Annotated in this window: 10 protein-coding genes; 2 read left to right on the top strand and 8 right to left on the bottom strand. The window is 68.5% G+C overall.

Going from position 1 to position 12,574, the window contains the following annotated elements:
- Positions 1 to 5: 5 nt before the first annotated feature.
- From AC1DZV_RS11205 to AC1DZV_RS11195, 3 genes are all read right to left on the bottom strand, one after another.
- Entirely contained in the window at positions 6 to 2,024 is a 2,019-nt protein-coding gene (locus tag AC1DZV_RS11205) for a penicillin-binding transpeptidase domain-containing protein (protein WP_476950918.1), read from the bottom strand.
- A gap of 103 nt (positions 2,025 to 2,127) precedes the next feature.
- Positions 2,128 to 2,784 carry a response regulator gene (locus tag AC1DZV_RS11200; protein WP_243178139.1) on the bottom strand — a complete coding sequence of 219 codons (657 nt, stop codon included), beginning with the start codon at positions 2,782 to 2,784 and terminating at the stop codon, positions 2,128 to 2,130.
- Positions 2,781 to 4,190 (bottom strand): sensor histidine kinase, encoded by a 1,410-nt coding sequence (locus AC1DZV_RS11195; RefSeq protein ID WP_476953724.1) that lies wholly within the window; start codon positions 4,188 to 4,190, stop codon positions 2,781 to 2,783. The genes AC1DZV_RS11200 and AC1DZV_RS11195 overlap by 4 nt, the downstream gene beginning before the upstream one ends.
- A gap of 196 nt (positions 4,191 to 4,386) precedes the next feature.
- On the opposite strand from AC1DZV_RS11195, the gene AC1DZV_RS11190 reads away from it, so the two are divergent.
- On the top strand, positions 4,387 to 5,487 hold the full coding sequence (locus tag AC1DZV_RS11190; RefSeq protein ID WP_476950920.1) for an FtsX-like permease family protein: 1,101 nt from the start codon (positions 4,387 to 4,389) through the stop codon (positions 5,485 to 5,487).
- A gap of 43 nt (positions 5,488 to 5,530) precedes the next feature.
- Positions 5,531 to 6,259, top strand: a complete 729-nt coding sequence (locus AC1DZV_RS11185) for an ABC transporter ATP-binding protein (protein ID WP_476950921.1) — start codon at positions 5,531 to 5,533, stop codon at positions 6,257 to 6,259.
- Positions 6,260 to 6,269: 10 nt separating this feature from the next.
- Here the strand turns inward: AC1DZV_RS11185 and AC1DZV_RS11180 are convergent, their stop codons facing one another.
- The 5 genes from AC1DZV_RS11180 to AC1DZV_RS11160 all read right to left on the bottom strand — a co-directional run bounded on the left by AC1DZV_RS11180 (position 6,270) and on the right by AC1DZV_RS11160 (position 12,418).
- On the bottom strand, positions 6,270 to 7,718 hold the full coding sequence (locus tag AC1DZV_RS11180) for a phytoene desaturase family protein (protein WP_476953723.1): 1,449 nt from the start codon (positions 7,716 to 7,718) through the stop codon (positions 6,270 to 6,272).
- The gene (locus tag AC1DZV_RS11175; RefSeq protein ID WP_476953722.1) at positions 7,715 to 9,193 is read right to left on the bottom strand and encodes a glycosyltransferase family 87 protein; all 1,479 of its coding nucleotides are present in this window, start codon (positions 9,191 to 9,193) and stop codon (positions 7,715 to 7,717) included. The genes AC1DZV_RS11180 and AC1DZV_RS11175 overlap by 4 nt, the downstream gene beginning before the upstream one ends.
- A 271-nt stretch (positions 9,194 to 9,464) precedes the next feature.
- On the bottom strand, positions 9,465 to 9,599 hold the full coding sequence (locus AC1DZV_RS11170) for a hypothetical protein (RefSeq protein WP_476950923.1): 135 nt from the start codon (positions 9,597 to 9,599) through the stop codon (positions 9,465 to 9,467).
- Positions 9,600 to 10,354: 755 nt separating this feature from the next.
- Complete coding sequence (locus AC1DZV_RS11165; RefSeq protein WP_028277661.1) at positions 10,355 to 10,939, bottom strand: histidine phosphatase family protein; 585 nt, start codon at positions 10,937 to 10,939, stop codon at positions 10,355 to 10,357.
- Entirely contained in the window at positions 10,940 to 12,418 is a 1,479-nt protein-coding gene (locus AC1DZV_RS11160; RefSeq protein ID WP_476953721.1) for a CCA tRNA nucleotidyltransferase, read from the bottom strand.
- Between the last annotated feature and the right edge of the window lie 156 nt (positions 12,419 to 12,574).

The raw sequence follows: 12,574 nt of genomic DNA, 5'->3' as shown, positions 1-12,574 counted from the left end.
TCCGCTCAGCCGGCCCGGGTCAGGAACTCCTTGAGCAGCGGCCCGGACGTGGTGGCCCCGAGTCCGCCGTCCTCGACGAACACGGCGACGGCGAGGTCACCGTGCACGGCCACGATCCAGGCGTGGGTCTTGGGCGGGGTGTCGTTGCCGAACTCGGCCGTTCCGGTCTTCGCCCCGACGGGCTCGCCGGGGACGGAGGCCAGGAACCCGGCATGGCCGCTGGTGACGACGGCCCGCATCATGTCAGCCAGCGCCGCGGCTTCCGCTGCAGTCACCGGCTTTTCGACGGCCGTGGCCGGTGCGGGGGCCGACGGTGTCGCGTCACCGGTGGCCGGGGCAGCCGGCGACGTGCCGGCTGCAGCCGTGCCTGTGGGGGCGGCGCCCTGGGCATCTGGAGGGCTGGCGCCCTCGTCCGGATTCAACACCAGCTGGGCGGCCACCGGGGCTCCCTTGGCCACCGAGCCGGCCATGACGGCGGCGGCCAGGGGGGACAGAAGCACTTTGCCCTGGCCGATCATGGAGGCGGCATGTTCGGTTCCTTCGGCATCCCCGGGGACGGAGCCGAGGAATGCGGCCGCGCCCAGCGCGGGTGCTTCAACTGCCACGCCCAGCGAGGTCGCGGCGGATTCGAGCTGTGCCTGGGTGACGGTGTCGCGGGCGTTGATGAACGCGGTGTTGCAGGAGTGCGCAAAGGCGTCGCGCAGCGTCACGGACCCCAGGGAGGACTCAGGGTATCCCTCGGCGTTTTTGAAGGTGCGGCCGTCCACCGTGAGGGTGGGCGGGCAGTCCACCTTGGAGTCGGGCGTCATTCCGTTGCGGAACATGGCCAGGGAATCGACCATCTTGAAGATCGATCCAGGGGCATACTGTCCCAGCATCGCCGTGTCGTAGCCGTTGCTGCCCGGCCCGGAGGCGGCCGCCAGGACGGCGCCGCTGGAGGGCCGGAGCGCCACAATGGCCGACGCCGGGCCGACCTTGCCGAGGACGTCTTCCGCGAGCTGCTGCAGCTTCGGGTCCAGGGTGGTTTTCAGCGGGGTGCCGTCTTTTATCTCAGTCTGAAAAAGTACGCGGCGTCCCGCGTTGGGCAGAGCCTGCTTCTCTGCGGCCGTGAGGCCTGCCTTCTCGGCGAAGACCTGGATGCCGTCGCTGCCGCGAAGCTGCGCGTCGTATTGCTGTTGCAGGCCACCGGTGCCCGTGGTGTCCCCGGCTTTGAGTGCCCCGTTCGATTTTTCGATCTGTTCTGCATTCGCCTCCGCTGCGGTGCCCAGCAGGGCGCGGGCGAAGGTGCGGTTTGGTGCCAGCGGAAGGGAGCCCCGGATGGCGCGGGCGCCGGGAATCTCGCCGATCTGAGCGTCGGTGATGGTCCGTCCTTCTTCACGCAAAGTGATGGCGGCAACGAACGCCTCGGGGCCGGCCGCCGCGACCTGCTGCCCGTACGCCGCCGGGTCGACCCCCACCAGATGGGCAAGCTTGGTGGCGGAATCGGCGGCGTCTGCACCGCCGAGCGCCGGCTTGTCGATGCCAACATTGACCACGGGCCGGTACGTGACCAGCGGGACCCCACCGGCGCCCAGGATGTCGGCGCGCGAGGGCGAATGGGTTGCCGAGCCGACGAGCTCGCCTTCGGCCAGTTCGGGGACCAGGGTGGCCGGGTTCCAGACCGTCAGCCACTTGTCGCCGGACTTCTTGAACTCGGCGAAGGTGGTGTACTTCCACTCTTCGGAGCCGATCTTCCAGCGGTAGTTGAGCGGGACCGTGGCCTTATCGGACTCCAGCGTCAGTTGGCCGCTTTCCACTGAAGGGCGGGCCGGGTCAAGCCCCTTGAATATTTCCTTGAGCTGGTCGTTGGCGGCACCGGAGTCCTTGCCCTCAAAGGCGACGGATCCGACGTCGAGCGCGGACACCGCGGACGCGAGCTGTTTGGCAGCGCTTTCGGCGCCCTCACGGCCGTCGCCGCAGGCGACCAGCGAGCCGCCAAGAACAAGGCCCACAAGGGCCAGTGCAAGTTTTGATGAGTTCCCCATGGCGCCCATTATGCCCCGGGCCACCGACAAGTCCGTTGTCACATAACACCGTCACTTAGCACCGTCACCCGCCCCCCGGCTTCACTTCGGGTGCCGGGAACGCCTAGGGCCGCCGGATGATCCTGCGCTGCGCTGCCACGGCGATCGCGGCGGTGCGGTTGTCCACGCCGAGTTTGCCGTAGATGTGCACCAGGTGCGTCTTGACCGTGGCCTCGGAAATGAACAGCTGCTTCGCGATCGCCCGGTTTCCCATCCCGGTGGCCAGCAATCCGAGCAACTGGACCTCGCGGGCGGACAGGGCAGGCTCCGGATTCCTGATCCGGCCCATCAGCCGGGCCGCGACTTCGGGGGCCAGCGCGGTGCCGCCGGCCGCGGCAGAGAGCACCGCCTGGCGGATCTGCTCCGGCGGGGCATCCTTGAGCATGTAACCGCTGGCGCCGGCCTCGACGGCGGCCAGGATGTCGGCGTCGGAGTCATAGGTGGTCAGGATGAGCACCGGCGGCGGCGGCTCGCCGGCCTCTCCTGCCTTGATCCGGCCGGTGGCCGTGACGCCGTCCATGCCCGCGCCCATCTGCAGGTCCATGAGCACCACGTCCGCGGGCTCACCCAGGGTGTGGAGCCTGGCCAGTCCGGCCAGCGCGGCGCCGCCGTCGGCGGCCTCGGCCACCACCGTGATGCCCTCCAGATCACCCAGCATTGCCCGCAGACCGGCCCGGACCACCGGGTGGTCGTCCACCAGGAACACCCGGATGTTGTTCATTTCCGGTCCCCGCGGACCGGCGCCGGCGCGGCGTTGGAACCGGGCGCTTGGCCCAGTGGCAGCCGGATGGCCACCACGGTTCCCTCACCCGGGGCAGACTCGATGTCCAGCTGCCCGTGGAGGGCGGCCACGCGGTCCCGCAACGACGTCAGCCCATAGCCGGACCCGTCCGGACGGGCCGGCAAGGCCGAGGGGTCGAATCCGGCGCCGTCGTCGTAGATGTCCATGGCCACCTCCGGGCCCAGGAAGGAAAGGGTGACGACGGCGGTGCCCGCCTGCGCATGCGCCCGCACGTTGGCCAGGCTCGCCTGCGCGGCCCGGAGCAGGACCGTCTGGTGGGCGCCGGGGAGTTCCACCGGCACACCTTCGACGTCGAGGCGGCACCGCAGCCCGGCACCCCGCGCCGCGGTCTCCGCTTCGGTCTTTTCGCACAGCCGGAGAAGTCCGGCCACGAGGGAGCCGTCCTCGAGATCGGGGGACTGCAGGGCCCGGACGAAGTTGCGGGCCTCTGCCAGGTTGGCGGCGGCCGTGTCCCGGACAATCCGCAGCCTGTCCCGTGCCACGGCGGGTTCGCCGTCGTCCAGGGCCTTCTCGGCCGCGCGCCCCATCAGCACGATGCTGGACAGGCCTTGGGCGAGGGTGTCATGGATTTCCCGGGCCAGCCGGGTGCGCTCGGCCAGGGTGCCGGCATTGTGCTGGGTCCGGGCGAGTTCGGCACGGGTGCGGCGCAGCTCTTCGGCCGCCAGCCGCTGGTTTTCCGCCTCCAGGAACAGCGCCCGGTAGGCCAGTCCGGTGACCACAGCGAAGGCTGCGCCGAAAACGGGCCCGAGCACCATGGGCAGCTGCAGCCCCACGCTGGCCGGATCCGCAGTGGCCAGATCGGGAGACGCGCTACCGCCGTTGTGGAACCAGAGCGCCGCAATAACAAACACGGTACTCACTGCGATCGCCGGCAGCGCCAGCCGGCGCCGGAGCACGTGCAACTGCAGGAAGAACAGCGGGAAGGCCAGCCAGACGAAGTCGGCACTGGCCCAGACCAGCAGCAGCCAGAGGAGGCAGACGCCGCCCAGCCACCAGGCCGAGTAGGGCCGCGGATCGAACCGGGTCCGGCGGGCGGCGTGCCGTTTCTCCAGCACGGTGCCCACGAGGTAGAAGGCGGCGAGCAGCACGGCCAGCAACAGGGTGATCCACTCCTGCCCAGTGATGCCGCCGGCCAGGAGCCGGAGCAGCGCCACCAGGAGCAGCACCGCAAAGCCGACGTGCAGGCTCACGCGAAGGACGCGCAGAATGACGGCCGCCCCGGTGGGCTCCGGCGCGTGCGGTGCGCCGGCATGCCCGGCGCCGGCGTGCGGTGCGCCCCTGGGTCCTGTGCCGTTGTGGACCGTGTTGCCGGCGTCGCCCTCCATGCTTCCAGCGTAGTGCCGGTGCGGCGGGGCTCCTGCGGAAAACGGCCCGCCCACGGCGGAATCAACCTTTTGGTTGATCGCAGGGCCGTCCGACCGGTGGCGGCGGTCCAACCGGGCGGCCGATGCCCTGGAGCCCGGCGGAGGGAAGGCTGGAAGCAACGCCACAAGCGCCTCAAACGACACCAAGAAGGACAACATGTATCTCGCCATCCGCGATATCCGCTTTGCCAAGGGACGGTTCGCCCTGATGGGCGCGGTCGTCGCCCTCATCACCCTCCTGCTCGTCATGCTTTCCGGGCTGACGGCCGGACTCGGAAACCAGTCGACGTCGGCCCTCGCCGCCCTCCCGGCCGACCAGCTGGTCTTCGGCGCCCCGGCCGGGAGCGCACCCAAGGCCTCGTTTACCGAATCCGAAGTCACGCGCGCCCAACAGAGCCTGTGGTCGGCGCGCGACGGCGTCGTCCGAGCCGACGCCGTCGGGATCAGCCAGAGCCGCTTCCAGGCACTCGGCGCCGAAGGCGTGCCGGCACGCACGGCAAGCGTTGCGGTCTTCGGCACCGAGCCCGGCGCAGGCCTGGCTCCTGCCCCGCTGACAGAGGGAACCATCGCCGTCGGAGCCGGACTGGCGGAGGACCTGGAGCTCAGCATCGGCAGCCACGCCTCGGTGGGCGGCGCCGACCTCGTTGTGACGGCCGTCGTGCCGGAGCAGTGGTATTCCCACACCGGCGTCGTGTGGACCACGCTGGCCGACTGGCAGAAGCTGGCCCATATCCAAGACGCGGACGCCGCGACGGTGCTGGCCGTGACATTCGACTCCACCGCCGGAACAGGGGTGGATCTCGGTGCCGCCAACACCGCCGCGGGAACCGTCAGCACCACGATCGACGGGTCCTTCCAGGCCCTCGGCTCCTACAAGAGCGAGAACGGCTCGCTGCTGCTCATGCAGGCCTTCCTCTACGGCATCTCAGCCCTTGTGATTGTTGCCTTCCTGACGGTCTGGACGGTCCAGCGCACCCGGGACATCGCCGTTCTGAAGGCACTGGGCGGGTCCGCCCGCTACATCCTCCGGGACGCCATGGCGCAGGCGGCCCTGGTCCTGCTGGCCGGCGCGGTGGCCGGGGGGCTGGCCGGTGTGGCCGGCGGAGTCCTCGCGTCGCAGGCGGCACCGTTCCTCCTCACGCCCTGGACAACGCTGCTGCCCATCGCCGGAATCGTGCTCCTGGGCCTGGCCGGCGCAGCCCTCGCGGTCCGCAGCGTCGCCCGCGTCGATCCGCTCATCGCCCTCGGCGGCAACTGAGCAGCCCCGGCCCGCCCCATATATTCCTAGAAAGGCATATCTCATGAACTCAACCCTGAACAACACCGCCCTGAACCTCGTCAACGTCACCCTGGAGTACCCGGACGGAGACGGCACCCTCAAGGCCCTGGACTCCGTGAGCCTCAAGGTGCACGCAGGCGAATTCGTGTCCCTGATCGGCCCCTCGGGGTCCGGCAAGTCGTCCCTGCTGGCCGTCGCCGCCACCCTGGTCCGGCCCACCGCCGGCCTGGTGGTGGTCGACGGCGAGGACGCCGGCGGATTGCCCGACTCCGGCCGCACCGCACTGCGGCGGGACAAGATCGGCATCATCTTCCAGCAGCCCAACCTCCTGCCCTCGCTCACCGCGGTGGAGCAGCTCGTGATCACCCAGCGCCTGCGCGGCGGGACGGCTCGGGCGGCCGGGGAACGCGCCGCGGCTCTGCTGGACCTTGTCGGCCTCGGGCATGCCCTGGCGAAACGGCCGCACCAGCTCTCCGGCGGACAGCGCCAGCGCGTCAACATTGCCCGGGCACTCATGGGCAACCCTGCCGTGCTGCTGGTGGACGAGCCGACGGCCGCCCTGGACCACCAGCGCAGCGAAGCGATCATCCGGCTGCTGCGGCAGGTCACCGACGAATTCAGCGCGGCAACGGTCATGGTCACCCACGACACCGATTTCGTGCCGCTCACCGACGCCGTCGCGAGCATGCGCGACGGACGGCTGTCCGCCAGGGTGGCGACGGCGGCCGCTGCGGCGCCGCGGCAGGGCTAGGGGCTAGCGGCTAGGGGACCCGGTATGCGAGGTCCGGGACCCCGAGACCGAACATGTCCTTGAGGGCATGCCGGGCGGCGTGGAAGCCGGGCATCCCGGTGACGCCGGGACCGGGCGGGGTCGACGACGAACACAAGTACACCCCTGGCAGCGGCGTCCGCCAGGGCACCGGGCTCAGCACCGGCCGCCGCAACATGCCCCAAAGGTCCATGCGGCCTGCGCCGAAGTCCCCACCGACGAAGTTCTCGTCGTACGCCGCCAGCCCTGCGGCCGTGGTCACCTTGAACTGCACCACCACATCCCGGAACCCGGGCGCGAAGCGCTCAAGTTGCGCCATGACCGCATCGCTCATGTCCACGGTGGAACCGGCCGGAACGTGGCAATAGGTCCACAGGATGTGCCGGCCGGCCGGCGCGCGGCCGGCATCAAAACGCGAGGGCTGGGATACCAGCACGTAGGGCCGGTCCGGATGCCGTCCCGAGGCGACCAGGCGCTCCGCTTCGGCGGTTTCCGCCCTGGTGCCGCCCACGTGCACCGTCCCGGCATCGGCGAGCCCGTGTGCCGCCCACGGCACCGGTCCGGAGAGGATGAAATCGACCTTGCAGGAAGCGTTCCCGAAGCGGAAGGACGCCAGGGCGCTCCTATAGCGCGGCGGGAGCTGGCCCTCCGCCAGGTGCAGCAGCGCGGGTGGTGCCACATCCAGCAGCGTGGTCCGGGCCGGCGGCAGCTCCGCGAGCGATGTGATCCGCCTGCCGGTCTCGACCACCCCGCCATGGGCCTCGATGTCAGCGGTCAGCGCCCGGGCAATCGCGGCCGATCCGCCGCGCGGAACCGGCCAGCCGCCGGCATGGCCCAGGGCGCCCAGCATCAGCCCGGCTCCGGCGGCGGTGATCGAGGGCAGCGGCGCCACGGCATGGGCGGCGACGCCGCTCAGCAGTGCGGGAGCCAGGTCTTGGCTGAACCTCGCATTCCACAGCGCCGAGCCTTGTTCGAGCGCCCGGAGGCCGAACGCGGCGGCAGCCAGGGGATCTGCCGGAATCCGCAGCAGCTGGTTCAGGGTCAGGTCCGCGACGCCCTCCACCCGCCGCACGAGGGGCTCCATGAGCTGGCGGTAGGCGGCGCCGTCCCGCCCGAGTTCGGCAACGGTGCGGTCCAGGGAACGGTAGGCCAGCGCCGCGCGGCCGCCGTCGAGCGGGGATCCGTACGAGAGCTCGGGCACCTCCAGGGGCACGCGCCTGGACAGCTCGAACCGGCGGAAAARGGGTGAGGCCAGAACCATGGGGTGCACGGCCGAACAGACGTCGTGGAAGTGGCCCGGTTCCATCAGTTCGGCGGTGCGCAGTCCTCCGCCGGGCGTGGCGGCCGCCTCGAACACGTGGACTTTGAGTCCGGCCCGCGCCATGGTCACCGCCGCGGCCAGCCCGTTGGGGCCGGAACCGACGACGGCGACGTCAGTCATGCGCTGTGGCTTTCGGTCACGGCACTCTTCCGCCACGGCACCAGGGACGCCGCGGGCCGGCGCAGATCAATCCGCAGCCAGTCCGGGGCACCGTCGAAGGGGCCGCCATGCGGATCATCGATGCGGGGGCGGCGGATCACGTCGCAGGACGGATCCCAGATGTCCCAGGCGATACGCGCCATCAGGTACGCGGTGGCGAGCATGTGGGCAACCACGGCCAGGACGTAGTAGGGCATATCGATGTTGTGCTGGGTCGAGCCGCCGCTGGTTGCCTGCCCGAGGTACATCCAGATGGCGCCCCAGTGCAGCGCTTCGATGGCCTGCCAGATGACGAAGTCACGCCAGCGGGGCCGGGCGAGGGCGATCAGGGGGATCAGCCACAACACGAATTGGGGGGAGTACACCTTGTTGGTCAGGATGAACGCGGCCACGATCAGGAACGCCAGCTGCGCGATCCTCGGCCGGCGGGGTGCCGTCAGTGCCAGGACCGCAATCAGGATGCAGGCCAGGAGAAACAGGTCCAGTGCCAGGGAGTTGATGGCCGCGGCCTCAAGCGGATTCCAGCCCAGCCGGGCGGCCACCAGGTTGTAGGCGAACCAGGGCGAGCTGTAGCCCGCCGGACGCTCCTGCGTGAACTGGTAGAAGTACTTCCAGCCGTCCGGATTTGCCGCGGCTGCGGGGACGTTGACCGCCAGCCAGGCCGCGGTTGCGGCACCGGCCGTGATCAGCAGCGCCCGGATGCGCCCGCTCCGGAGCGCCAGCAGCAGGACGGCGCCGAGGATCAACAGCGGGTAGAGCTTGGTGGCCGTGCCCAGGCCGATGAAGATCCCGGCGAGGACGAGCTTGTTACGCGCAAAGAAGTACATGCCAAGAGCCAGCATGCACACGGCCCACATGTCCCAGTTAATGACGCCCGCCAGGACAATGCCGGGGGCGAGGGCAACCATCGCCGCGTCCCAGGACCGCCGGCGGTTCGTCCGTGCCGTGGCCAGCACGGTGATGATCCAGACGGCGGCGATCAGGGTGGCGTTGACGTCGAAGTAGCCAAGGACGCGGGGATCGTCGGTGCCGGCGCCGGGCACCAGAAGTGCGGTGGCACCCGCGATCAACCCCATCAGCACGGGGTACTCGAAGAGGCTTCCCGGGGTAATGAAGGGGAAGGCACCATCGCCCAGGCCACGGTTGCGGAACAGCTCCGGAAAGTCCGAGTAGCACGTGGCGTAGAACTGCCCGGGTGTTTCCCAGCCATTGGTGCGGCAGAAGTTCTTGAGCAGAATCCCGGCCAGGGCGGCGAGGACAGTGAGGATCACCAGAACACGTTCCACCGTAAAGAATCCCGGCGAAACGATCCCGGGCGCCGAGCGGTGGCCCAAAGGGCCGCCTACCAGTTCCGTGAAGTTTCGGAGAAAAGGGTCGCTGCGGCTCGGGATGACCAATCGGACCCGTTTACGCTCCGGCGGCTTTGTCTCCTGCATGACCTTGAGCTTACCGGGGGACATTGACCCATGCCGCCCCGCGGTCTTCGCTGGCACGTCGTATCGGAGGCCGCCACAACGGCGGGCCATGAAGGGACGCTTAAAGGGGGAGCCCGTGCGGCGACGCACGGGCTCCCTGGGATCGGTTCCAATGTCAGTCATCAGGTCCTCCTTCGCTGCGGACAGTCCTGCCGGTAACGGCCTTCGCCCCTGCACGGGATTAGTCCATGCGGCGGTGGCGGAACTGTCCGGCCGTCAGCAGATCAGGGCGTCAGCGAATCAGGCCGGCCTGATGCATGGCGAGGAACGTGTCGTCCCGCTTTTGGTCCAGGAGCTGGCCGTTGAAGCGTGTCGACTCCCTGCGGGCCAGCTTTCGGAACAGGACCGTATAGAGCTTGTTCATCATGGTTCTTACCTCCCCTCGGGGACTCGATCGGCGTGCCCGGGTGGCGGCAGGGCTGTGCGGTGGGCTGGAGCGGTGGTTGCGGTAGTCACAGGGACCTTTCGTTCGTGGGGGATTGCGCCGCCTGGGCTCAATGGTCGCGACCAGGAGGCAGCAGGAATGGGCGGATGAAACGGGCGGCCGATTTTTGGGCGCGACAAATAGAGCCCTAGATGCAAGGAATTCGAATAGCCGGTTCCGGGCGTGCCAATTAGCCCGAAAATCCCCGGCCTTAATTTAGGCCGGAATTCCGGAGCGGAAAAAGTTATTCGATGGAGAATGGCCCCTGGACGCGGTAGCGCTGAAACCCCAACAAGAAGCTGGGTTCCGAACTATGGGGAGGCTGTGCAACCGCGTGGTTCCGCCTGATCAGGCTGCCGTCATTGGGCTTTCCGTTGAAGAAGGCCAACTGCCGCGGGCCCCAAGCTGCGTTGCCTGGGACGGGAACGCGGTCAGGAAACAGTCAGTCCGACATTTGGGCGCGGCTCAGCGAACGAGGCCGGGTTGGCGGTGGTGGAGTACATCCATCCGCTAGTCAAAGTAATCATCATTTTCCCAACCTCCTTTTCTGTTCTGCCGTGGCTCCGGCTGACTGGCCGGGCGACGCGCGCCGTGACTCCGGCAAGTCGCCTTGGGGTCAGAAATAAAAATACACTACGAATACGGCAGTTGCCTACCGAATTCATAAACTTTTTTTGACTTTGTTTTAGAAACCGGTTTTAGAGTCCCCAGCGCACGATTGCCGGTGTCTTCTTATCCCATCCCAGTGTGCAGACTTTGGCGGTCCCCAACACGAAATGCCGGCCCTCGCGGGGGTCCAATCCGAGCCACCGGGCGGTCAGGATGCGGGAGAAATGCCCGTGCGCGACGATCAGCACGTTGTCCAGGCCCGATTCGAGCACCCGGGCCACGATCTTGTCCGCGCGGGCGGCGACGTCGTCGAGCGCTTCACCATTGGGCACGCCGTGCGTCCAGATCAGGTATTCGGGGTTGTCCTTGCGGATGAGGTCCGAGCTGATGCCCTCGTAGTCGCCGTAGTCCCATTCCACCGCCAGCGGCTCCAACTGGGCGTCGGGGTAGCCGGCGAGTTCGGCGGTCCGGCGGGCGCGGCGCAGGGGTGAGGTCAGTACGAGGTCGAAGTCGACGGTCTCGAGCACCCTGCGCGCCTCCACGGCCTGCTGCTCGCCCTCCACCGTGAGGGGCATGTCCGTGAGACCGGTGTACTGCCCGCTCTTGGACCATTCTGTTTCACCGTGCCGCAGGATCCACAGTTGGGGGCGGGGGCCATTGGATGGTGCAATCACTTAGGACTCCTCAGTGGTGGAAAGTTCGGCGCCGGCGGGCGCCGCCTCGGGCTGTGCCGCCCACCAGTCCCGCAGGCGGGATTCGGCGACGGCGGGATCGAGCGGGCCATGCTCCATGCGTTCTTCCAGCAGGAATTTGTAGGCGCGGCCCACCACGGGACCGGGCTTGAGACCAAGCAGCGCCATAATCTGGCCGCCGTCCAGGTCCGGGCGGACGGCGTCGAGGGACTCCTGCTCCCGCAGCGCCGCAATCCTGTCCTCGAGGTCGTCGTAGGCGAAGGACAGCCGGTCCGCCTTGCGCTGGTTCCGCGTGGTGACATCGGAGCGGGTGAGCCGGTGCAGGCGCTCCAGGAGGGGACCGGCGTCGGTGATGTAGCGGCGGACCGCGGAATCGCTCCAGCCGGCCTCACCGTAGCCGTAGAAGCGCATGTGCAGCTCCACAAGCCTGGCCACGGCCTTGATCGTGTCGTTGTCGAAGCGCAGCGCCTTCATGCGCTTGGCAGTCAGCTTGGCGCCCACCATGTCGTGGTGGCGGAAGCTCACTGCGCCGCCCGGTTCAAAGCGGCGCGTGGCCGGCTTGCCGACGTCGTGCATCAGCGCCGCGAACCGCAACACAAAGTCCGGGCCGGGAACCGGGCCGTCCGCCTTCGACTCCAGCGCTGCTGCCTGTTCCAGCACCTGCAGCGAGTGCTGGTAGACGTCCTTGTGGCGGTGGTGTTCATCGGATTCCAGGCGCAGGGCCGAGACTTCCGGCAGGACCAGGTCCGCGAGTCCGGTATCGACCAGCAGGTCCACGCCGGCCCGCGGCTGAGCGGCGCAGATGAGCTTGATCAGTTCATCGCGCACGCGTTCGGCCGAGATGATGCTGATCCGTTCCGCCATCCGGACCATGGCCTCGCGGACGTCGGGGTGCAGCGACACCCCTAGTTGGGCCGCGAACCTCGCGGCGCGCATCATGCGCAGGGGGTCGTCGGAGAAGGACGTTTCCGGCGGCCCGGGTGTGTTCAGGATCGAGGCGTGCAGGTCGCGGACACCGCCGAAAGGATCGACGAGCTCCAGCACGGGCAGCCGCAGGGCCATGGCGTTGATCGTGAAGTCCCGCCGCAACAGGTCATCCGTCAGGGATGTTCCGAAGGCCACTAACGGCTTGCGGGACTCCGGATCGTAGGCGTCGGCCCGGTAGGTGGTGATTTCGATCTGGAAGTCGTCCTTGCGCATCCCGATGGTGCCGAAGGCGCGCCCGATCTCCCAGTAGTTGTCCGCCCATTTCTTGATCAGGGCAACCGTCTGGTCCGGAGTGGCGTCAGTGGTGAAGTCCAGGTCGGGCGAGACCCGGCCAAGAAAAAGGTCACGGACGGGCCCGCCCACCAGGGACAGCTCGTGGCCGGCGTCGACGAAGCGCTGCCCCAGCTCCAGAACCACCGGATCTACCTGGAAAGAAACGGTGTGGGAGTCAGTCTTGTGATGTGCGTGCGCCATAGTTACTTAAGCTTGTCAGAAAACCGCGCCAGCACCACACCGGAACCCTCAAGGATCCGGCGGGTTCGTCACGATAGCGCACGAACCGGCGCGGGCCGACTTTCCCGGCCGTCTACTTTCCGGCCATGTTTAGGTCATCAACAGCGGGCAAGAGTC

Source organism: Arthrobacter sp. P1_D12, from assembly GCF_056406175.1.
The sequence above is the reverse complement of the archived record's forward strand: the minus strand, read 5'-3'. Positions and strand labels throughout refer to the sequence as shown.